General features: G+C 67.7%; 20 protein-coding genes. 9 read left to right on the top strand and 11 right to left on the bottom strand.

The features are described from left to right. Nucleotides 1-327: a hypothetical protein gene (locus FPJ27_RS15825; protein WP_175959675.1), complete on the bottom strand. Its 327-nt coding sequence runs from the start codon at nucleotides 325-327 to the stop codon at nucleotides 1-3. Between the two features lie 13 nt (nucleotides 328-340). Further along, nucleotides 341-880, bottom strand: a complete 540-nt coding sequence (locus FPJ27_RS15820) for a sugar ABC transporter (RefSeq protein ID WP_204421746.1) — start codon at nucleotides 878-880, stop codon at nucleotides 341-343. A gap of 200 nt (nucleotides 881-1080) precedes the next feature. Here FPJ27_RS15820 and FPJ27_RS15815 point away from each other — a divergent pair, with 200 nt between their 5' ends. Further along, a complete protein-coding gene (locus FPJ27_RS15815; protein ID WP_204421745.1) occupies nucleotides 1081-1932 on the top strand; it encodes a LysR substrate-binding domain-containing protein in 852 nt (283 codons plus the stop codon). 90 nt (nucleotides 1933-2022) lie between these two features. Here FPJ27_RS15815 and FPJ27_RS15810 read toward each other — a convergent pair whose 3' ends face one another. Then, nucleotides 2023-3324, bottom strand: a complete 1302-nt coding sequence (locus FPJ27_RS15810; protein WP_204421744.1) for an NCS2 family permease — start codon at nucleotides 3322-3324, stop codon at nucleotides 2023-2025. Between the two features lie 755 nt (nucleotides 3325-4079). Between FPJ27_RS15810 and FPJ27_RS15805 the strand changes: the two genes are divergently transcribed. Then, on the top strand, nucleotides 4080-4358 hold the full coding sequence (locus FPJ27_RS15805; protein ID WP_072441829.1) for a hypothetical protein: 279 nt from the start codon (nucleotides 4080-4082) through the stop codon (nucleotides 4356-4358). 160 nt (nucleotides 4359-4518) lie between these two features. Here FPJ27_RS15805 and FPJ27_RS15800 read toward each other — a convergent pair whose 3' ends face one another. The 5 genes from FPJ27_RS15800 to FPJ27_RS15780 form a co-directional block, all read right to left on the bottom strand. Next, entirely contained in the window at nucleotides 4519-4893 is a 375-nt protein-coding gene (locus FPJ27_RS15800) for a DUF2917 domain-containing protein (protein WP_204421743.1), read from the bottom strand. A gap of 250 nt (nucleotides 4894-5143) precedes the next feature. Next, a complete protein-coding gene (locus FPJ27_RS15795) occupies nucleotides 5144-5431 on the bottom strand; it encodes a hypothetical protein (RefSeq protein WP_034180641.1) in 288 nt (95 codons plus the stop codon). A gap of 78 nt (nucleotides 5432-5509) precedes the next feature. Then, complete coding sequence (locus FPJ27_RS15790; protein ID WP_204421742.1) at nucleotides 5510-6415, bottom strand: metal-dependent hydrolase; 906 nt, start codon at nucleotides 6413-6415, stop codon at nucleotides 5510-5512. A 34-nt stretch (nucleotides 6416-6449) separates the two neighbouring features. After that, nucleotides 6450-8237, bottom strand: coding sequence for an SDR family oxidoreductase (locus FPJ27_RS15785; RefSeq protein WP_072441823.1), 1788 nt, complete (start codon nucleotides 8235-8237; stop codon nucleotides 6450-6452). 45 nt (nucleotides 8238-8282) lie between these two features. After that, a complete protein-coding gene (locus tag FPJ27_RS15780) occupies nucleotides 8283-9164 on the bottom strand; it encodes a M24 family metallopeptidase (protein ID WP_204421741.1) in 882 nt (293 codons plus the stop codon). 607 nt (nucleotides 9165-9771) lie between these two features. Here FPJ27_RS15780 and FPJ27_RS15775 point away from each other — a divergent pair. Then, the gene (locus tag FPJ27_RS15775; protein ID WP_204421740.1) at nucleotides 9772-11049 is read left to right on the top strand and encodes an HAD family hydrolase; all 1278 of its coding nucleotides are present in this window, start codon (nucleotides 9772-9774) and stop codon (nucleotides 11047-11049) included. A gap of 81 nt (nucleotides 11050-11130) precedes the next feature. Here the strand turns inward: FPJ27_RS15775 and FPJ27_RS15770 are convergent, their stop codons facing one another. The 3 genes from FPJ27_RS15770 to FPJ27_RS15760 form a co-directional block, all read right to left on the bottom strand. Further along, entirely contained in the window at nucleotides 11131-11904 is a 774-nt protein-coding gene (locus tag FPJ27_RS15770) for a slipin family protein (protein WP_072441817.1), read from the bottom strand. Then, a complete protein-coding gene (locus FPJ27_RS15765; protein WP_204421739.1) occupies nucleotides 11901-13475 on the bottom strand; it encodes a nodulation protein NfeD in 1575 nt (524 codons plus the stop codon). The genes FPJ27_RS15770 and FPJ27_RS15765 overlap by 4 nt, the downstream gene beginning before the upstream one ends. A 112-nt stretch (nucleotides 13476-13587) precedes the next feature. After that, the gene (locus FPJ27_RS15760) at nucleotides 13588-14622 is read right to left on the bottom strand and encodes an AraC family transcriptional regulator (RefSeq protein WP_162631713.1); all 1035 of its coding nucleotides are present in this window, start codon (nucleotides 14620-14622) and stop codon (nucleotides 13588-13590) included. Between the two features lie 136 nt (nucleotides 14623-14758). On the opposite strand from FPJ27_RS15760, the gene FPJ27_RS15755 reads away from it, so the two are divergent. The 6 genes from FPJ27_RS15755 (at nucleotide 14759) to FPJ27_RS15730 (ending at nucleotide 22248) form a co-directional block, all read left to right on the top strand. Continuing rightward, nucleotides 14759-15892: an acyl-CoA dehydrogenase family protein gene (locus FPJ27_RS15755; RefSeq protein ID WP_204421738.1), complete on the top strand. Its 1134-nt coding sequence runs from the start codon at nucleotides 14759-14761 to the stop codon at nucleotides 15890-15892. 160 nt (nucleotides 15893-16052) lie between these two features. Further along, the gene (locus tag FPJ27_RS15750) at nucleotides 16053-17759 is read left to right on the top strand and encodes an AMP-binding protein (protein ID WP_204421737.1); all 1707 of its coding nucleotides are present in this window, start codon (nucleotides 16053-16055) and stop codon (nucleotides 17757-17759) included. A 114-nt stretch (nucleotides 17760-17873) separates the two neighbouring features. Beyond that, complete coding sequence (locus FPJ27_RS15745) at nucleotides 17874-19403, top strand: CoA-acylating methylmalonate-semialdehyde dehydrogenase (RefSeq protein WP_204421736.1); 1530 nt, start codon at nucleotides 17874-17876, stop codon at nucleotides 19401-19403. 18 nt (nucleotides 19404-19421) lie between these two features. After that, entirely contained in the window at nucleotides 19422-20321 is a 900-nt protein-coding gene (gene mmsB, locus FPJ27_RS15740) for a 3-hydroxyisobutyrate dehydrogenase (protein WP_011354325.1), read from the top strand. Further along, a complete protein-coding gene (locus FPJ27_RS15735) occupies nucleotides 20321-21112 on the top strand; it encodes an enoyl-CoA hydratase (protein ID WP_072442055.1) in 792 nt (263 codons plus the stop codon). The genes mmsB and FPJ27_RS15735 overlap by 1 nt, the downstream gene beginning before the upstream one ends. Further along, entirely contained in the window at nucleotides 21109-22248 is a 1140-nt protein-coding gene (locus FPJ27_RS15730; protein WP_072441804.1) for an enoyl-CoA hydratase/isomerase family protein, read from the top strand. The genes FPJ27_RS15735 and FPJ27_RS15730 overlap by 4 nt, the downstream gene beginning before the upstream one ends. Nucleotides 22249-22251 lie beyond the last annotated feature (3 nt).

Below are 22251 nucleotides of genomic sequence, written 5' to 3'. Positions count from 1 at the left end.
TCAATGTCGGGCGTGAAGGTGGATCGTGTCGTAGCCGAAGCAGCGGATGCGTGCGACGAATCCGGTGTGGCGGAGAATTTCGCGATCCAGATCGGTCATGAATCGGTTCATTAACTCAGTGGTGCGAAATGATTCGAGGCGATAGCGGATCTCCGCGCTGACGGGATGTCCGCAGCCGTGCCTGACCGGGACATGAACGACATGGACCGTGCCGGGTGCGGCCCGCAACACGTCGGTGCAGAGGGTCGCGCAGGCCGACGAGAGCGCGTCGAGTGCGGCGTTCGACGGCATGCTCGCCTCGGGGATGAAAATCGTGACGCTGGGCATGACAGGGCTCCCGTCAGCGTGCGGACGTCGACGCCGGCGCGCCGACGAGTTGGTCGCCCATCGGCGCGTAGAGCCGGATCGCGGTGTCGGACGGCTCGGACGCGAGCCGCGCCTGATCGTGTGTCAGGACGGCCAGCCAGCGATGGGCCGGCTGGCGGTCCAGCGCGATCGCGTGAATCGCGCTGGCTGCGATGCCCGCTCGCGCGAATGGGGCAACGTCGTCGCACGCGGCCAGCCACTGATGGCCGGACACGGTCGGCGCGGGTGCCGCGCCGTCGTACACGTTGCGTCTCCACTCGACGATATGCGGCTGCCAGCGCGCGAAATTGCCGCCGCCTTTGTCGCGATACTCGGCCGACGTCAGCACGTCGGGGCTCTCGATCGTGTGAAGCGCGAGGTAGATGGGGCCGTCGCCGCCGAGGGCGCGAAAGCGTTGCGACGTGCGGAAGCCGGATACGGAGATCAGCGCCGGAAGTTTGATCCTGCTGTAGAAATCGTTCCACTCGGCTTCGGTGGCACGGTCGGCGAAGCTGCATTCAACGGTATAGATCATCACGCCTCCACGGGGAGCAAGCGGCTTTCAGGATTGATCGCCGCTCGACTGGTTGAGTTTTTGTCATGATAATCAGGCGTTGTAGCGGCGAAAAACGATAATTCGTCACCGTTCATTGATATTTAATCAAGCTTTGACCGACGATCGTCGGACCGGGAGCAATCGTGACGCGACGCAGGATTCCGAGCAATTCGGCATTGATGGCATTCGAGGCCGCGGCGCGGCACGGCAGCTTCGCGCGCGCCGCCGACGAACTGGCATTGACGGAAGGGGCGATCAGCCGGCAGATCGGCCGGCTGGAGACGTTTCTCGGCGTGGCGCTGTTCGAGCGTGTCGGCAACCGCGTTCGGGTTGCGCCGAACGGCGCGCGCTATGCGGCGCAGGTTCGCGAAGTGCTGGACCGGCTCGAGCGCGACAGCCAGTACATGATGGGGCAGCCCGGCGACGGCGGCAGCGTCGATATCGCCGTGACGCCGACGTTTGCGACGCGCTGGCTGATTCCGCGGCTCAAGCGGTTCCAGGCGCAGCATCCGAACATCACGGTGCATTTCGCGGATCGCGCGGATCCGTTCGTGCTGGCCGGCAGCGGATTCGACGCAGCGATTCACTTCGAGCATCCTGCCTGGGCCGGCATGCATACGTACCGGCTATGCGAGGAGGTGCTGGTGCCGGTTTGCCACCCGTCGCTGCTCGCGAGCGGGCATCCGGACGCGTTGCTGGGCAGGCTGCCGCGCCTTCACAAGCGCCAGACGCCCGACGCGTGGTCGGCGTACGTGCAGGAAACGGGGTTGCCGGTGAGCAATCCGGCCGCCGGTGCGCGCTACGATCTTTACTCGATGCTGATCGCGGCAGCCCTGGCCGGGCTCGGCGTCGCGCTGGTGCCGCGGCTGTATGTCGACACCGAGATTGCGCAAGGGTTGCTCGCCGCGCCCTGGCCGGATGGTCGGGGCGTGGTCAAGCGCTTCTGTCTCGTGTTGCCCGAAGCGCTGGATCTTGGCGACGGGCCGCTGCAGACCTTTGCACGCTGGGTGCTCGGGGAAGCGGATGCATGACGTGGCGTCGTTCGCGCCGGGCGCATGCCCGAACAAAAACGCCGCCCGAAGGCGGCGTTTCCCGTCATGCATCGCGCCGAAGCGCATCCGTCATTCGCTGCCGAGATAGAAGTAGCGGAACAGGAACACGGCCGCGATGATCCACACGATCGGCTTGACCGTGCGGGCCTGGCCCGTCAGCAGCTTGAGGCCGCCGTATGCGATGAAGCCGAACGCGACGCCGTTCGCGATCGAGTACGTGAACGGCATCAGCAGCGCGGTCAGCGCGGCCGGCACGGCTTCCGTCGCATCGTCCCAGGGCACGTCGACCATCTCGCGCAGCATCAGGCACGACACGTACAGCAGCGCCGGAGCGGTTGCGTAGCCCGGCACGACGCCGGCGAGCGGCGCGATGAACAGGCACGCGAGGAACAGCACCGCGACGGTGACCGCCGTCATGCCCGTGCGGCCGCCGGCCTGCACGCCCGATGCGCTTTCGATATACGCGGTAGTCGACGACGTGCCGAGCACCGAGCCCGCGACGATCGCCGTGCTGTCGGCGAGCAGCGCCTTGTTCAGGCGGTTCATCTTGCCTTCGACGAGCAGGCCCGCGCGGTTCGCGACGCCCATCAGCGTGCCCGTCGCATCGAACAGCTCGACGAGGAAGAACACCAGGATCACGTTGATGATGCCGGTCGACAGCGCGGCGCGGATGTCGAGCTTGAACAGCGTCGCGTCGATCGACGGCGGCGCGGAGAACACGCCGTGGAACTGGTTGTCGCCGAAGAAGAACGACAGGATCGTGACGCCGATGATGCCGATCAGGATCGCGCCGCGCACGCGCAGGTGGTCGAGCGTGACGATCGTGAAGAAGCCGACGATCGCGAGGATCGTGTCGTGCTTGTGCAGGTCGCCGAGCGTGACGAGCGTGGCCGGGCTGCCGACGATCACGCCCGACGTCTTCAGCGAGATGATGCCGAGGAACAGGCCGATGCCGGCCGTGATCGAGATCCGCAGCGATTTCGGAATGCCGTTGACGATCGCTTCGCGCACGCGGAACAGCGTGACGAGCAGGAACAGGCAGCCGGAGATGAACACCGCGCCGAGCGCGGCCTGCCACGTGAAGCCCATCCCCTTGACGACCGTGTACGCGAAATACGCGTTCAGGCCCATGCCCGGCGCACATGCGATCGGGTAGTTCGCGTACAGCCCCATGATGATCGAAGCCAGCGCCGCGACGAGGCAGGTCGCGACGAACACGGATTCCTTCGGCATGCCGGCGTCGCCGAGGATCGCGGGGTTGACGAAGATGATGTAGGCCATCGTCAGGAACGTGGTGACGCCCGCGAGTATTTCGGTGCGGAAGTCGGTGCCGGCTTCAGCGAAGCCGAAATACCGCTTGATGGATTCCATTAGGGCGTTTCTCCGGTCGGGTTGTCGTGTTGCTTGTTGTGCCGAATTGTTGTAAAGGCAGCGGCGGGCTTAATGTAACCAGCCACTATTGCCCGGCTATCGGCGGATTGTAATAGCGCGGATAGCTCGGACGATATAGTTGGAGGGCACGATCGGCTGCCGGTGCGCGAACGGTCTGGCAGCCCGGCCGCGCGACGAAGGCGCGCATTTTACCGGTTCGGTCGGAACGGGCGGGCGGAAAGGGTAAAAACGGGAGCGTGACGAACAGGGGGCGGCCGATGCGTGCGCAACGGCACACCGACCACATTGCGCGCGGCCGGTACGCGATGACATTCGACTGAAACGAAGCGTCTGCATGCTGCACGAATACGGTGCAGGCATGACGTGCGCGCGAACGCGCGTGCGTGGCCGGTGCGAGAGCGCTGCGGCGTGCAGCGGCCATTCGTCAGCCCAGGCGGTTGCAGATAACGAGCTATCCTGCGCCGAAGCCGTTCCGCCCGCAACTGTCATTTCGCGACGCGTGGGCGACTGTGGTTTCTGTGTAAAAGATTGCAAGACCCCATCGCATAAACCGGCAAGTCTTTCTAGGATAGATACACCGCGCATGCACACGCCGGCCGGTAATTGCCGACGCGGGGGAGTCGCAGTCCGTGCAGGCCAGGCGGTGAATGGCGGTCAAGGCCGTTGCGCGTTTGGGCAGGCATGGCCGATTGCGATTGCCCGATGCGGGTTCGTCCGTAATCACGGAGGTCAGCATGTTGAACTGGATCAGCCGTTGGGCGATGCGACACGCCCCCACGCCGGAAAAAACCGCTGCGTCGATGCTCGTGACGGCGCGCATGGAACTGTTCACTGCGGAACAGCGCGTCATCGATGCGAAATTACAGGCGGATTACTGGCGTACACGTGTGTCATTCCTCGAAGAGGTGCAGAAGCAGGGCATCGATCCGTGGGTGACTTCGCAGGCTGCGCTACGCCCCGAGCTCGATTCGACTCCCCGAAGCACGGGCCCGCGTCTCGCCGCCAGCACCTGATGCACCTGCTGCATCCGGTTGCTGCGCACGGCGCGCGATCGCTCGCGGCACGCATTGGCGTGCCGCGTCATTCGATGCGCACCTGCGGCGGTTAGCGCCGCAGGTGCGTCTGTTTGCGGTCGCGGCCGTTCCGCGTCTCGCGTGCGTGACGGCGCGTCAATCATCCACTCCTTCTCCATACCCCGACGAGCAAACGTTGCACTTGCGCGAGCGTGCGCCTGAAGCGCTCGCCGCGCCGCACATAGGCGGTCGTGATCGACGCTTCGGCCGATCGGTCGGCATCGGTGCCGATCCAGATGCGGTCGCCGCGTGCGATGCGCAGCACGTCGCCGGGCTGCACCCAGTAGTCGTCGACGCTCGGCGGGCGCGTGATCCATAGCGCCGCGCCATGTGCGCGGATCTCCGCGTCTTGCGGCGCGCGCCAGGTCATCGTCGTGCGCGGCGCGACCGCGAAACGGATCACGACGGTCGGTAACGCGATCATGCCGGCGCGGCGCCGGTCGGGACGGTCAAACAGCGGGCTTGCCTGGTCCATCGTCTTCTCCATTCAGTGAGCCGGACGGATGACGCGCACCAGAACAAAAAGGCCTCATCCGTTTCCGGCGAGGCCTTGTGTGACATGCGGTACTGCTCGATTGCTAACGCACAAGCGCCTCCCGTGATCCATTCTTTCGAATGTTCACCGGGCAATGATTCGCGATGGCGATGAGCTTGAACGTAGGCATGCGAACGAGTGTGTCGTGGCGGCGCGGCGCTGTCAACGACATTTTCGAGATGCGTGGCGGTTACGCGTCGCGTTGCGCGAGCCCGTTCACGAGCAATTCGGACAGCAGGCCCGTCATCCCTTCGGGATGCGTGGCCGCGCGCGCCTTCAGCTGTTCGACGAGCTCGGCGTTGAGCTTGCACGCGAACGGCACGAGGCCCTGTTCCTGGTCGAGCTTGCGCTGCGCGCGGCGGTCGAGCTTTGCCGCGTCTTCGGCGCCCTTGCCGAAACGGGTGGCGCCCGACTGCTTCATCGCATGCGTCAGCTTGAGCGCCTTGTTCTTTTCGAGATCGGTTTTCTTCATGGCCATCGCGGCACCTCCGGGAAATGAAGCCGCGATTGTACGCATTTCGGCGGGCGCCGCCCGCCGCGCCCGCCGGAAACCCGGTTACGCACCCTTCGTGGTGCCCCAGTTGCCGCCGTGCGCGGCCGCCTGGGCGGCCGGCGAGCGCGCGAGGTATTCGAGCGCCTGCTCGGTCGAGCCTTCGTGATGCGGTGTATAGCCCGGCTTGAAATAGCGCAGTGCCGCGCCGATCACCTTCCAGAACGACGGCAGGTGCCCGCGCCGCGAGCCCTGCCACCACGCGAGCACGAAGCCCGGGTAGCGGCCGGCGTCCGGGTCGCGCCTGTACATGAACTTCGCGCCGGTCGTGATGTAGTAGAGCAGCAGCAGGATCACGAACGCCATGTGCACGCAGCGCTCCGGATAGGTGCCGCCCAGGTGCCGGTAGATGTCGAACGCGACGGTGCGGTGCTCGACTTCCTCGGCGCCGTGCCAGCGCAGCAGGTCGACCATCGTCGGGTCGGCATGGCCTTCGTCGAGCCCGTGCGCGTTGAGCACCCAGTTGCCGAGATAGCCGAAGAAGTGTTCGAGCGACGCGATCACGGCGAGCTGCTGCCGCAGCCAGAAACGCGTATGGCCGATCTTCAGCCCGAGCGGCTGTTCGCCGAGCACGCGCGTGAACAGCCGGTTGAGCTTCTGCGTGAACGGTTTCGTGTCGATCCCGTGCCGGTCGTAATAGTGCTTGAGCACGCCGCCGTGCGAACGCGAGTGCACGGCTTCCTGCCGCAGGAAGCCTTCGGCCTCGTCGCGCAGGCGCGCATCGGTGATCAGCGGCAGCGCCTTGTTGTACACGCGGCAGAACCACAGTTCGCCTTCCGGGAACAGCAGGTTCAGCGTGTTGATGATGTGGGTGCTGCCCGGATCGTTCGGCACCCAGGTGATCGGCGTGTCGCTGAAGTCGAACTTCACGTGCCGGGCCTTGATCTTGTGGTAGTCGGCGGTAGCGGTCATTTGCGTCTGTCTCCCTGTGCGGCGTCATGCGCCGTCAATGCGATGCCATGCCGACGCGGGCGATCATCCGGCCGAGCCACGGCATGAAGCGGCCGACCAAGCGCATCGCGTGCGCTTCGCCGCCGACCGCGACGACGGGGCGGTTGCGCAGCACGCCGTCGACCATCGCCTGCGCGACGGTTTCGGGTTTCAGGCCGCGCATCTGGTACAGCTTCGTCGCGCGCTTGCGCAGCCGCGCTTCGTCCTGCGCGTTGGCGCCGGCGTATTGCGTCGACGCCATGATTCCGGTTTCCGCGAAACCGGGGCACACGGCCGTCACGCCGATGCGTTGCTCCGCGAGTTCCGCGCGCATGCATTCGCTGAGCATCAGCACGGCGGCCTTCGTCGTCGCATACGCGGGCAGGTCGCGCGACGGCCCGAACGCGGCGGCCGACGCGGTGTTGACGATGTGGCCGCCGGTGCCGCGCGCGGCCATCTGCCGCGCGAACAGCCGCGAGCCGTGGATCACGCCCCACAGGTTCACGTGCAGGATGCGCTCCCAGTGTCGCGTGCTCGTGTCGAGGATGCCGCCGGCCATGCCGATGCCCGCGTTGTTGATCACGACGTCCGCGCCGCCGAGTTCGCTGCCGACCCACGCCGCGAGCGCTTCCATCTCGTCGGCGGACCCGACGTCGACGCGCTTCGCGTGTGCCTGCGCGCCGGTCAGCCCGATCAGCAGCGCAGTGCGCTCCGCGCTCGCGACATCGATGTCGCAGGCGACGACCGTCGCGCCTTCGCGGGCGAACGCGAGGGCCGCGCAGCGGCCGATGCCGCTGCCCGCGCCGGTGACGACCGCGACCTTGCCGCTGAAGCGCCCGCTGGTTGCGCGGCGGCGCGCGTTCGCGAGCGCGGGCGGTTCGTGGCCCGATTCGACCGCGTCGATCAGTTGCCCGGCGAGATCCGCGAAGCGCGCGGGATCGGCGAGCGGCAGCCAGTGGCCGGCCGCAACTTCGCGCCGGTAGTACTGCGGCACCCAGCGCGACAGGTTCTCGGACAGCGCGGGGCTCACGTACTTGTCGCCGAGCGGCACGATCGTCTGCACGGGCGCATGCGCGTAGCGTTCGCGCGGCGCGAACAGGCAGCGGATGAAGTTCGCGCGATAGAGGCGCACGCCGCGCGCGCCGTCGTCGGCCTGCGTCGGGCGCGGCGCGGCGGGCGTCTTTTCGAGGCGGCGCAGCAGGCGCGGCCATGCGCGGCCGAGCCACAGCCGCCAGCCAAGCTCGGGGATGAACGGCAGGTGGAACAGGTACACGTACCACGACCGCACGAGCTGGCCGCCGAGCCTGGCCAGCGACGCGGGCGTCGGGCGCAGCACGCGTTCGCGCAGCCAGAAGCCGACGTGGTCGAGGCACGGCCCCGAGCACGACGTGTACGACGCGATGCGGCCGGAAAGGCGCGGATCGGTGACGAATTCCCAGCCCTGGATCGAGCCCCAGTCGTGCGCGATCAGATGGACGGCGCGGCCGGGGCAGAGTGCATCGATCACCGCGATGAAATCGTCGGTCAGCTTCGCGAGGTGATAGTCGGCCGTGCGCTTCGGCACGCCGGACAGGCCCGCGCCGCGCACGTCGTAAGCGATCACGTAGTGCTTGCGCGCGAGCAGCGGTGCGACGTGCCGCCAGACGCTGCTGTCGTCGGGATAACCGTGCACGAGCACGACCGGCGAACGGGCCGGTTCGCCCCAGGTTTTGACCGCGAGCGTCAGGTCGCCCGAGGCGACCGCCGTCTCGTTATGAACCGATTCGAACAGGGCCAGCGGCGCTTCGTCGGAAAGAGGCTGCATCGTGAGTCCGTCGTTCAGGGATTCGGGAGGAAAGGCGCGGGCACGTCAGGCGGCGGCCCGCGCGCGTTCGGCCTGGCGGCGCTGCCAGCGGCGCACGTGCGGCAGGTCGTCGTCGAGCCAGTACGCGTCGTCGTCGGTGATCACGAGCAGCTCTTCGAATTTCGCGCCGACGCCGGCGAAGCCGAGGTGCGGCTCGACGGCCCACAGGCCCGGCACGGGCGCATGCTCGGAGCGGCGATCGATCGACCACAGCGGCGACCAGCCCTGCTGCTTTGCCGCGCGGCCCTGGTCGAGCAGCAGGTTGCGCGTCGCGTTCAGCCCGAAACGCGCGACGAAGCGCGGCTTCGACAGCTTGTGGATCTTTGCGACGCGATGCGCGAGCACCTTGAACGGATAGGCCTTGTGGCGCGGCTCGACGCCCTGGCGGCGGCACAGCGCATCGACTTCCTGCGCGACCTCGGCCATCGATCGGCGCGCCTTCACGAGCCGCACGATCATGTCGCGATGGTCCATCAGGTCGTCCCGCAACTGTTCGAGGATCGGGTTCTCGCCGAGGCAGTGCGCGTAGCCCACGTCGGCCACGATGCCGTCGAGCACGGGCGCGACGTCGAGGATCACCGGCATGTCGGTTTCGAGCTGCCGGTTGCTCGGGAAGAACGCGAGATTGAAGCCGCCCATGTGCTTGAGGCCCGAGAACCCCTCGAACGCGGTGCGGTCGCCGAACCACGCGAACGGCTTGTGCAGCCAGTCGTGCACGCCGTTGTCCTGCAGCCATTCGGTCAGCAGGCGCGCGGCTTCCTTCTCGGTGATGCCGGGGTAGAGCATCGCGCCGACGGTTTCGACGCAGCGGTAGGCAAGCTGCTGGACCGCGCGGAATTGCGGCAACTCGTCGAGGTGGACTTCCGGCAGCGGGTGGTGGTCGGCCATGATGCGTCTCCATATGTCGGCCAGAGCGGGCGCTTCAGCGCTTGTCGACCGGTGTTGGTGCTTCGGTACTGACTCCGGTCCCACGCAAAGCGCGCTCCGGTCCTGTGCAAAGCGGGGCGCTGATCCGGAATGCATCCGCCGGTGTTCCCGTCGCGAATTATTCAGTCAGCATTAAATGTGCCATTGATTGATGTAATGATGATAGCCGGTTCGGCATGGCGCGCCAGCCCCCTGGGGTGAGGATTTGTCCTAATGAAAGGCCGAAATGGAGGGGAGACTCTAGGTTTCCGGCGGTCGGGGCCGGATGGCTGTGGGCGCACACGCGTACGGACCGGGAACCGGTTGGAGCTTGTCACGAGCGGTCCCGGCGCCGGCCTGGATGGCCGCGTGCGGCCGCCTTGCGATGGCCGGCATGTCGCGCCGGATCAACTTCGCGTCGCGTCGCGACGTGACGCCGTCATATTGCCGAAATAATTTCGTCACATCATCCGCCCCCAGTTCGGAGCCGTCCCGGCTTCGACGCGCCGATGAGCCGCCGGTGCGCGGTGCGCCGCGCAGGGTAGCGACCGAGCCGATTCGAGATTCGACATTTCCACGGAGAGAGACCATGCAACGCCGCAAGTTCATGAATACCCTTGCCGCGGCGACCGCTGCGACGTCGCTGATGCTCAAGGCCGGCACGGCCGGCGCGAAGAGCGCAACCGCGCCGGACGCGCTGGACCCGGGCCGCTGGTCGCCGTTCAACGCCGCGCGCCTGCAGGCGGTGCTCGACCGGCATGGCGTCGCGAGCGCGCGCTACGACGAAAAGCGCCGCCCGTACGCGGTGTTCGACTGGGACAACACGTGCATCATGAACGACTGCGAAGAGGCGTTGCTGATGTACCAGATCAACCATCTGCAGTACAAGCTGACGCCGGACGAATTCGTCGACGTGATGTGGAAGGACGTGCCGAAGGGCGCGTTCGTGAAGGACTACACGACGATCGACGGCAAGCCGGTGACGATGGAAGACCTCGCCGCCGACGTCGAATCCGACTATCGCTGGCTCTACGCGAACTACCAGGGATTCGGCGGCAGCAAGAGCCTCGACGAGATTCGCGAGACCGATCAGTTCAAGGATTTCCGCGCGAAGCTGTACTTCATGTACGACGCGATCTGCGACACGCACCCGCTCGAGATCGGCTACAAGTGGATCATCTATTTCTACAGGAACATGACGACCGCCGAGCTGCAGGCGATGGCGGAAGCGTCGAACAACTACGGCATCGGCGACGCGCTGCGCAAGGTCCGCTACGAAAGCCCGAAGTCGCTGCCGGGCAAGGCCGGTGTAGTGGCCGACACGCATTTCCACGGCATCCGCATTCATGAGGAAATCCGCGCAGTGATGCACACGCTGCGCGCGAACGGCATCGACGTGTACGTGAGCACGGCGTCGCTCGACGATGTCGTGCGCGTGTTCGCCGGCAATCCGAACTATGGCTACGGCGTGCCGCCCGGGAACGTGATCGGCCTGCGCCTCGACATGCGCGATGGCAAGTATGAAAGCCGCTACCCGGACGGCTGGCACTTCAACTACGGCCCCGGCAAGACGGTCGGCATCCGCAATGTTCTCGAATCGAAGAAGGGCTATGGCCCGCTGCTGGTGTTCGGCGACAGCGACGGCGACGCGTGGATGCTGCGCGACTTCAAGGACACCGCGGCCGGCGTGATCGTCAATCGGATGAAGAAGGGCGAAATCGGCGCGGACAGCAAGCTCGCGGCCGAGCAGATCGGCAAGCCGGACGCGCGCTTCCTGCTGCAGGGCCGCGACGAGCACACGGGCCTGATGATCCCGGACGAGAAGTCGATCAAGTACGGCAAGACCGAGCGCAAGCTGCTGGCTTGACGTACGCCGGACGCCGGGCCGTCGCGGCCCGGCGTCCGTCGGGATCGATGTTGGCGTCGCGCGGGCCGGGAGACGCGCGTCTCAGCGCGCGCGCGGCGGCCCCAAGCGGTCCAGCAGCGCCCCCAGCAGATCGATCGGCAGCGGGAACACGATCGTCGAGTTCTTGTCCGCCGCGATCGTCGTCAGCGTCTGCAGATAGCGCAGTTGCATCGCCTGCGGCTCCTGTGCGAGCCGCTGCGCGGCCTGCAGCAGCTTCTCGGACGCCTGCAATTCGCCTTCCGCATGAATCACCTTCGCGCGCCGCTCGCGCTCGGCCTCGGCCTGCCGCGCGATCGCGCGCACCATCGTCTCGTTCAAGTCGACGTGCTTGATCTCGACCGTCGACACCTTGATCCCCCACGCATCGGTCTGCGCGTCGAGCGTCTTCTGGATGTCGGCATTCAGTTGTTCGCGCTCGGCCAGCAGCGCATCGAGCTCGTGCTTGCCGAGCACCGAGCGCAGCGTCGTCTGCGAGAGCTGGCTCGTCGCGTCGAAGAAGCGCGCGACCTGGATCACGGCCTTCTCCGGATCGACGACGCGGAAATACACCACCGCATTCACCTTCACCGACACGTTGTCGCGCGTGATCACGTCCTGCGGCGGCACGTCGAACACGACGGTGCGCAGGTCGATCCGCACGACCTGCTGGACGATCGGGATGATCAGCACGAGCCCCGGGCCCTTCACTTTCCAGAACCGGCCGAGCATGAACACCACGCCGCGCTCGTACTCGCGGAAGATGCGGATCGACGACGCGACGAGCACCACGACAAAGACGATCAGGACGCTGCTGAAGCCGAAGGTGTAGCCCATCATGTTGGTTCTCCGTGGTGTTGTTGTTCCTGAACCGGCACGTCGTAGAGCGGTGAGACGGTGAGCAGCAATCCCTGGCGGCCGGTGACGCGCACGCGGGAGCCCGCGGCGAGCGGCACGCTGCTCGCGACGCGCCAGCGCTCGCCATGCACGCGCGCCCAACCCGCGGCCGATGGCGCGGGGCCGGCCGCGCCGCGCGGCTGGTCGGCGCACAGGCCGTCGTCGAGCACTTCGCCGATGCTGCCGACCATCGCCTCGGCGCCCGTCACGACCGGGCGCCGCCGCGCGCGCAGCGCAACGCTCGACACGCCCGCGACGAGCAGCCCGCCGCCGAGCGCGAGGCTCGCGATCACGGGCCACGGAATCCCGTAGCCGGGCACCTCGGTATCGATCAGCATCAGCGCGCCGATCGTGAACGACACGATTCCGCCGAAACCGAGCACGCCGAAGGTCGGCAGGAACGCCTCCGCGACCAGGCAACCCAGACCGAGCAGCACGAGGCCGAGGCCCGCATAGCTGATCGGCAGCAACTGCATCGCGAACAGCCCGATCAGCAGGCAGATCGTGCCGGCGACGCCCGGCAGCACGAAGCCGGGGTTCGCGAACTCGAAGAAGAGGCCGTAGATGCCGATCGTCAGCAGGATCAGCGCGACATTCGGATCGGTGATGATCGACAGGAAGCGGCTGCGCCAGTCGGGCAGGACCACGACGAGCGGCGCATGTGCGGTCGCGAGCCGCAGCGTGCCGGCGGTGGTCGTCGCGCTGTGGCCGTCGAGCTGGCGCGCGAGGTCGGCCGGATCCTGCGCGATCAGGTCGACGACGTGCTGCGCGCGCGCCTCGGTCGCCGACAGGCTGACGGCCTCGCGCACCGCGCGCTCGGCCCATTCGGCATTGCGCCCGCGCAACTGCGCGAGGCCGCGGATGTAGGCGGCGGAGTCCTGCATCGCCTTGCGGATTTCGGTCGATTGCGTGTCGGTCGGCAGCGCGGCCGGCGACGTACCCGAGGCTCCCGATGCACCCGGCGTCCCGGCCGGCGGTGCTCGCGGCGCAGCGGGGTTGGTGCCCGGCGCCGGCGCGCCGCCGCCGCCGCCGATGCCGAACTGCACGGGCGACGCCGCGCCGAGATTGGTGCCGGGCGCCATTGCCGCGAAGTGGCTCGCATAGACGATGTAGGTGCCCGCGCTCGCGGCCCGCGCGCCGCCCGGCGCGACGAATGCGGCGACCGGCACCGGCGAGCCGAGGATGGCCTTGATGATCTGCCGCATCGACGTGTCGAGGCCGCCGGGCGTGTCGAGCTGCAGGATCGCGAGCGGCGCGTGGTCGCGCGCGGCGCGATCGAGCGAGCGAACGATGAAGTCGGCGCTGGCCGGCCCGATCGCGCCGTTGATGGGGATCACGACGACCGGGCGCGCGGCTGCGGGTGCAGCGGCGGGCGGCGCTGCGGCGACGGCCGCACATACGACAAGCAGCGCCGCGAACAGCGCGGCGCGCGCGACCCGCGCGGACAGCGGGTGACGGGGGCGGCCGTCTGGCGCGGCAGGCGCCGGCGGCGGCCCGTGACGGTGGAGGCGCATCGGGGCGTCCGGGCGGCGCACAGTCGCACGCCGTCCGGCTCGCGGAAAGGGCGTTGGCCCGATGCTTAAAGATTAGGCGGTTTCGGCGCAAAGCGCGAAGCCGTGGCCGGATTCAGCCTGCGCCGCCGCCCCGCGCCAGCACTTCGTCGCGATAGTCGGCCGGACTGCGCCCGCTCCATTTGCGAAACGCGCGGTAGAACGCGCTCGGTTCCGCGAAGCCGGTCGCGGCCGCGACGTCGGCGATCGTGCGAGCAGGGTCGGCCAGCGCCTCGAACGCGAGATCGCGCCGCAGCGCGTCCTTGATCGACTGGTACGCATGGCCTTCCTGGTGCAGCTTGCGGCGCAGCGTCGCCTCGGCCACGTGCAGCCGCGCGGCCATCCCGCCCGCGCCCGGCCACGCGGCGGGCGGCATCCCGCGCAGCACCGCGCGCACCCGCTGCGCGAGCGCGTTCGGGTTGCGGTACTTGACGATGAAACTGGCCGGCGCGTTGCGCAGGAACGTCTTCAGCGTCTTCGCGTTCTGCACGACCGGCAGCGTCGCGAATTCGGGATCGAAATCGACATACGAATCGGGCTCGTTGAAGCGCATGTCGTCGCAGAACATCGACGGGTATTCGTGATCGGCGGGCGGTGTGTCGCAGCGGAAGCTCGCGTGCAGCAGCGGGATGCGCCGCCCGATCAGCCAGCAGGTGAGCCCGTAGACGATGATGAAATAGGTTGCGTACGTGAACATCGCGGGTGTCGCACCGTTGTTGCGGTGCACGAAGCGCAGCCGCACGCGCTGCGGGTTCGCGTCGAGCTCCGCGTGCAGGTCGTCGAGCACGCAGTGCATGAAATTCACCGCGCGCGCCATCGCGTGCAGCCCGTCGCGCGCGGACAGCGCGGCCTGGCTCATCGCGATGAAGCTGCCGCTGCGCATCGGGTGGCGATCCTGCCCGAAAAACTCGTCGTCGAGCGCGCGCGCGATCGCGTTCCATAGCGCGCCGTATTGCTGCGCGGATACACGTGCGCGCGGCTGTCCGAGCAGCGCGGGCGCGATGCCGGCCTGCGCGAGCAGCGGCTCGGCCGCGATGCCGCGCCGGGTCGCGAGCGCCACGCTGTAAGCGACGAGGCTGATCGCGACGGTTCCCTTGTCTTCCTGCTTCATCGTGCCGCCGGTATGGCAAAAACGCTCAGTGTAAATGAGCGACGCGAGCATCGAACAGTCGCGCGCGCTTGCCTACACTTGTTGCATCGAAACACAAGGACGGTCGCGCCCGGCGGCCGCGGGAGACAGCAGCACCATGGACGAGCTTTACACCGAAGACCAGCGGATGATCCGCGACGCCGCGCGCGCTTTTGCCACCGAGATGCTGGCGCCGAACGCCGCGCAGTGGGACCACGATGCGCAGTTGCCCGACGCCATCGTCGCGCAGCTCGGCGAACTCGGCCTGCTCGGGATGATCGTGCCGCAGGAGCTGGGCGGCTCGTATACGGACTACGTCGCGTATGCGCTGGCGATGGAGGAAATCGCCGCCGGCGACGCCGCGTGCGCGACGCTGATGAGCGTGCACAACTCGGTCGGCTGCGGCCCGATCCTCGGCTTCGGCACGCCGGCGCAGAAAGAGCGCTGGCTGGCCGACATGGCGGCCGGCCGCGTGATCGGCGCGTTCTGCCTGACCGAGCCGCAAGCCGGCTCCGAGGCGAACAACCTGCGCACGCGCGCGGAGCTGCGCGACGGCAAATGGGTGCTGAACGGCGCGAAGCAGTTCGTGACCAACGGCCAGCGCGCCGGTGTCGCGATCGTTTTTGCCATGACCGACCCGGAAGCCGGCAAGCGCGGCATTTCCGCGTTCCTGGTGCCGACCGACACGCCGGGCTTCATCGTCGGCAAGCCGGAGAAGAAGATGGGCATCCGCGCATCGGACACGTGCGCGATCACGTTCGAGAACTGCGCGATTCCGGAGGAGAACCTGCTCGGCAATCGCGGCGAAGGGCTGAAGATCGCACTGTCGAATCTCGAGGGCGGGCGCATCGGCATCGCCGCGCAGGCGCTCGGCATCGCGCGCGCCGCGTTCGACAAGGCGCGCCGTTATGCGGGCGAGCGCGTGCAGTTCGGCAAGCCGATCGCCGAGCATCAGGCGATCCAGCAGAAGCTCGCCGACATGGCCACGCAGATCAACGCCGCGCGCCTGCTCGTGCATCACGCGGCGAAGCTGCGCACGGCCGGGCTGCCGTGCCTGTCGGAAGCGTCGCAGGCGAAGCTGTTCGCATCGGAGATGGCCGAGCGCGTGTGCTCGGACGCGATCCAGATCCACGGCGGCTACGGCTACCTGGTCGATTACGAAGTCGAGCGTCATTATCGCGACGCGCGCATCACGCAGATTTACGAAGGCACCAGCGAAGTGCAACGGATGGTGATCGCACGGCAGCTTTGAGCCGCGGCGGTCGCGTCAGCAAAAGCATCACGCAGGGCACGAGGGCAGCGCGGTAAACGCGGCACGCAACGACGTGACCGTGCGCCGCGCCACAGGGAATCGGGCATGGGCTGCAGCGCATGCACCGGTTGACCGCGAGGCATGGAGACTGGAGGAAACGATGACGGTACAGGCATTCCTGGACGCACGCGACTTTCTGCTGCGCCATCGCACCGACTACGAAACCGCGTACCGCGATTTCGAGTGGCCGGTGCTCGATGCGTTCAACTGGGCGCTCGACTACTTCGACCCGATGGCGCGCGGCAACGACCGGCCCGCGCTGTGGATCGTCGACGCGGCGACCGGTACGGGCGATCCGTATTCGTTCGCGCAGATGTCCGAGCGTTCGTCGCGGATCGCGAACTGGCTGCGCTCGATCGGCGTCGTGCGCGGCGATCGCATCCTGCTGATGCTGCCGAACCGTGTCGAACTGTGGGACGCGATGCTCGCCGCGATGAAGCTCGGCGCGATCGTGCTGCCCGCGACCACGCAACTGTCGGCCGACGACGTGCGCGACCGCGTGCAGATCGGCGGCGCGAAATACGCGATCGTCGACGAGAACGAAACCGCCAAATTCGAACAGCCCGACCTTGGCCTCGCGCGGAAGATCGTCGCCGGCGCGCCGCGCGCGGGCTGGCTCGCGATGAACGACGGCTACGCGGCGAGTGCCGTGTTCGAGCCGGACGCCGTCACGCATGCAAACGATCCGATGCTGCTGTACTTCACGTCGGGCACGACGTCGAAGCCGAAGCTCGTCGAGCATACGCACCGCACCTATCCGGTCGGCCATCTGTCGACGATGTACTGGGTCGGCCTGCAGCCGGGCGACATCCACTGGAACATCAGCTCGCCCGGCTGGGCGAAGCATGCGTGGAGCTGCTTCTTCGCGCCGTGGAACGCGCAGGCGTGCGTGTTCGCATTCAACTACGCGCGCTTCGAGCCGAAGGTCGTGCTCGATGCGCTCGTCAAATACCAGGTGACGACGCTATGCGCGCCGCCGACCGTATGGCGCATGCTCGTGCAGCAGCCGCTCGCGTCGTTCGACGTGAAGCTGCGCGAGATCGTCGGTGCGGGCGAGCCGCTGAATCCCGAGATCATCGAGCGCGTGAAGAAGGCGTGGGGCATCACGATCCGCGACGGCTACGGCCAGACCGAGACGACCTGCCTGATCGGCAACTCGCCGGGCCAGCCGGTCGTCGCGGGCTCGATGGGCCGGCCGCTGCCCGGCTACCGGATCGCGCTGCTCGATCCGGACGGCGTGCCCGTGACCGAAGGCGAGGTCGCGCTGCCGATCGGCCCGGACGTCGCGCGCCCGGTCGGGCTGATGAACGGCTATGCGAACAACCCCGACGCGACCGCCTACGCGATGCGCGACGGCCACTACCGCACGTCGGACATCGCGATGCGCGGCGACGACGGTTACTACGTGTATATCGGCCGTGCGGACGACGTGTTCAAGTCGTCCGACTACCGGTTGAGCCCGTTCGAACTCGAGAGCGTGCTGATCGAGCATCCGGCGATCGCCGAGGCGGCCGTCGTGCCGAGCCCCGACCCCGTGCGGCTGTCGGTGCCGAAGACCTTCATCACGCTGCGGCAGGGCTACGAGGAGAGCCCCGCGCTCGCGCTGGAAATCTTCCGCTTCTCGCGCGACAAGCTCGCGCCGTACAAGCGCATTCGCCGCCTGCAGTTCGCGGAGCTGCCGAAGACGATCTCGGGGAAGATCCGCCGCGTCGAGCTGCGCCGCCGCGAGATCGAGCGCGGCGACGACGCGGCCGCGCGAATGCCCGGCGAATACTGGGAAGAAGATTTCGCCGCCGAATTGAAATGAAATGACCGACCGCGGGCCGCGCGCGCCGCATTCCGCGGCCGCCGCCCGCAGCCGAATTGAACCGGCCGCGCGGCGGTATTGCGCTTCGCGGCCCTCTGCAAGGAGAAACGATCGATGAACGCGAATCCGACGCCCCAAACGGGGCAAGACGTGCCGACGGTCAAGCTGCTGATCGATGGCGCCTTCGTCGAGTCCGCCACGAAAGAGTGGCGCGATATCGTCAACCCGGCGACGCAGCAGGTGCTCGCGCGCGTGCCGTTCGCGACCGTCGCGGAAGTCGACGCGGCCGTGCAGGTCGCGCACGCCGCATATGCGACGTGGAAGAACACGCCGATCGCCGCGCGCATGCGCATCATGCTGAAGTTCCAGGATCTCGTGCGCACGAACCAGCAGCGCATCGCGAAGACGCTGACGGCCGAGCAGGGCAAGACGATTCCCGATGCCGAAGGCGACATCTTCCGCGGCCTCGAAGTGGTCGAGCACGCGTGCTCGATCGGCTCGCTGCAGCTCGGCGAATTCGCGGAGAACGTCGCGGGCGGCGTCGATACCTACACGCTGCGCCAGCCGCTCGGCGTGTGCGCGGGCATCACGCCGTTCAACTTCCCCGCGATGATTCCGCTGTGGATGTTCCCGATGGCGATCGTGTGCGGCAACACGTTCGTGCTGAAGCCGTCCGAGCAGGACCCGATGTCGACCATGGAGCTCGTTCAGCTCGCGATCGAGGCCGGCATACCGAAAGGGGTACTGAACGTCGTGCACGGCGGCAAGGAAGTCGTCGATGCGATCTGCACGCATCCGCTCGTGAAGGCGATCTCGTTCGTCGGCTCGACGCGCGTCGGCACGCACGTGTACCAGCTCGGCAGCGCGCACGGCAAGCGCGTGCAGTCGATGATGGGCGCGAAGAACCACGCGGTGGTGTTGCCCGATGCGAACCGCGAGCAGACGATCAATGCGCTCGTCGGCGCCGGCTTCGGCGCGGCTGGGCAGCGCTGCATGGCGACGTCGGTCGCGGTGCTGGTTGGCGAAGCGCGCGACTGGCTGCCCGATCTCGTCGCAAAGGCGAAGCTGTTGAAGGTGAACGCGGGCGCGGAAGCCGGCACCGACGTCGGCCCGGTCGTGTCGAAGACCGCCAAGGAACGCATCCTGTCGCTGATCGAGGCGGGCGTGAAGGAAGGCGCGAAGCTCGAACTCGACGGCCGCGACGTGAAGGTGGCCGGCTACGAAAGCGGCAACTTCATCGGCCCGACGATCTTCTCGGGCGTGAAGACCGACATGTCGATCTACACGCATGAAATCTTCGGCCCGGTGCTCGTCGTGCTCGAAGCCGACTCGCTCGACGACGCGATCGCGCTCGTCAACGCGAACCCGTTCGGCAACGGCGTGGGCCTGTTCACGCAGAGCGGCGCGGCCGCGCGCAAGTTCCAGAGCGAGATCGACATCGGCCAGGTCGGCATCAACATCCCGATTCCGGTGCCCGTGCCGTTCTTCAGCTTCACCGGATCGCGCGGCTCGAAGCTCGGCGATCTCGGCCCGTACGGCAAGCAGGTCGTGCAGTTCTACACGCAGACGAAGACGGTCACCGCGCGCTGGTTCGACGACGACACGACGGCCGGCCCGGTGAATACGACGATTCGGCTGCATTGAGCGGCGGAGGACACGAACATGAAAATCGGATTTATCGGCCTCGGCCACATGGGTGCGCCGATGGCGCTGAACCTGTTGAAAGCCGGCCATGAAGTGCATGCGTTCGACCTGAGCGCCGATGCATTGCGCGCGCTGCAGGACGCCGGCGCGCAGGTTGCCGCGTCGCCGCGCGACGCCGCGTCGGGCGCGACGTTCGTGATCACGATGCTGCCGGCCGCGCCGCACGTGCGCTCGGTGCTGTCCGGCGAGAACGGCGTGCTGGCCGGCCTCGGCGCGGGCGCGACCGTGATCGATTCGAGCACCATCGACCCGGCGAGCGCGCAGGCGTTCGGCGCGCTGGTGCGCGAGCACGGCGGCGCATTCGTCGATGCGCCGGTATCGGGCGGCACCGGCGGCGCGGCGGCCGGCACGCTGACCTTCATGGTCGGCGGCAGCGACGCGGATTTCGAGCGCGTGAAGCCCGTGCTCGCCGGTATGGGCAAGAACATCGTCCATTGCGGCGCGACGGGCATGGGGCAGGTTGCGAAGGTCTGCAACAACCTCGTGCTCGGCATCTCGATGGCGGCCGTGTCGGAGGCGATGTCGCTCGGCGTCGCGCTCGGCATCGACCCGAAGGTGCTGGCCGGCATCGTCAACACGTCGACCGGCCGCTGCTGGAGCTCGGACACGTACAACCCGTACCCGGGCGTGATCGACACCGCGCCGTCGTCGCGCGGCTACTCGGGCGGCTTCGGCACCGACCTGATGCTGAAGGATCTCGGCCTCGCGAACGACGCGGCGAAGCAGGCGCGCCAGCCCGTCTATCTCGGCGCGCTCGCGCAGCAGCTTTACCAGACGATGAGCAGCCGCGGCGACGGACAGCTCGATTTCTCGGCGGTGATCCGCCTGTACCAACCGGCAACGAAGAAGGACGCATGATGATCGAACTGGACTACGTCGACGACGGCGCGATCGCGTGCGCGACGCTCAAGCGTCCGCCCGCGAACGCCTTTACCGCCGACGGGCTGCAGCAACTGCAGGAAACCGTCGCCGAGCTGAATGCGAACCCGCGCGTGCGCGCGCTGGTGATCACGGGCGACGGCCCGAAGTTCTTCAGCGCGGGCGCCGACCTCAACACGTTCGCCGACGGCGACCGCGCGGTCGCGCGCGCGATGGCGTCGCGCTTCGGCGCGGCGTTCGAGGCGCTGCACGATGCGCGCGTCGTGACGATCGCGGCGATCAACGGTTATGCGATGGGCGGCGGCTTGGAATGCGCGCTCGCGTGCGACCTGCGGATCGCCGAGACGCATGCGCAGATGGCGCTGCCCGAGCCGTCGGTCGGCCTGCTGCCGTGCGGGCTCGGCACGCAGACGCTGCCCTGGCTCGTCGGCGAAGGCTGGGCGAAGAAGATCATCCTGACCGGCGCGCGCGTCGACGCGGCGACGGCGCTCAGGATCGGCCTCGTCGAAGACGTGGTCGAGAGCGGGGCCGCACGCGACGCGGCGCTGGCGCTGGCGCGCAATGTCGCGCGGCAGAGCCCGCACGCGGTTGCATACAGCAAGGAGCTGATCGGCCTCGCGCGTCGCGGCGTGCCGCGCGGCGCGGCGCTCGCGGTCGAGCGCGAACGCTTCGTCGACCTGTTCGACACGAACGATCCGCGCGAAGGCGTGGCCGCGTTTCTCGGCAAGCGCGCGCCGCAATGGAGCACCGACGGAGAGCCGCAACGATGAGCACGCCGGTCATGAATCACGACGCGTTCGCGGAGCACGCGCCCGAGGTGCTGTTCCGCGTGGTGAACCGCGTGGCGCTGATCACGCTGAACCGCCCGTCCGCGCTCAACGCGCTGTCGTACGCGATGATCGGCGAGCTGGCCGCGCTCTTCGAGCGCTGCCGTCGCGACGACCAGATCGTCGCGGTCGTGTTGCGCGGCGCGGGCGAGAAGGGTTTCTGCGCGGGCGGCGACGTGCGTGCGCTGTACCGGATGGTGGCGCAGCGCGAAACCTGGCTGCCGTTCTTCGTCGACGAATACCGGCTCGACCATGCGATCCACACGTTCCCGAAGCCGGTGGTCGCGCTGATGGACGGCGTGACGATGGGCGGCGGCATGGGCCTCGCGCAAGGCGCGGCGCTGCGCGTCGCGACCGAGCGCAGCAAGATCGCGATGCCGGAGACGCGCATCGGCCTCGTGCCTGACGTCGGCGCGACGCATTTCCTGTCGCGCATGCCGGTCGAGCTCGAGCTGTACGTGGGGCTGACCGGCGCGATGCTGTCGGGCGCCGACGCGCTGACCGCGAAGCTGGCCGATCTGTGTGTGCCGTCCGCGTGGCTCGACACGTTCGAGACGCGCATCGAAAGCGTCAAGTGGGACGGCGACGTGCTGCCGGCGCTGCGCAAGGTGTTCGAACCGCCGTGCAACGTCGTGCCGCATGCGGCGCTCGACAGCCAGATGCCGTGGATCGTCCGTCACTTCGACAAGCGTTCGACCGTCGAGCGGATCGTCGCGACGCTGACGCAGGAACTCGCACGCGACGAGCTGACGCGCGAGCACCGTCAATGGCTGCAGGCGACCCTCGATGCACTCGCCGGCCATTCGCCGACGATGCTGCACGTGACGCGCGAAGCGCTGCTGCGCGGCCGGCAGATGACGCTTGCCGAATCGTTCCGGATGGAGCTCGGCATCGTCGCGCGCGCGATCGAGGAAGGCGATTTCTGCGAAGGCGTGCGCGCGCATCTCGTCGACAAGGATCGCAAGCCGCGCTGGGCGCCCGCATCGCTCGTCGAGCTGCGCGCCGAACGCGTGCGGCATTTCCTGACGTCGCCGTGGAAGCTGTTTGCCCATCCGCTCGCCGATCTCGGCGCCGCATGACGC

Source organism: Burkholderia sp. MS455 (assembly GCF_016899445.1).
Classification (GTDB): Bacteria; Pseudomonadota; Gammaproteobacteria; order Burkholderiales; family Burkholderiaceae; genus Burkholderia; species Burkholderia pyrrocinia_C.
The sequence above is the reverse complement of the archived record's forward strand: the minus strand, read 5'-3'. Positions and strand labels throughout refer to the sequence as shown.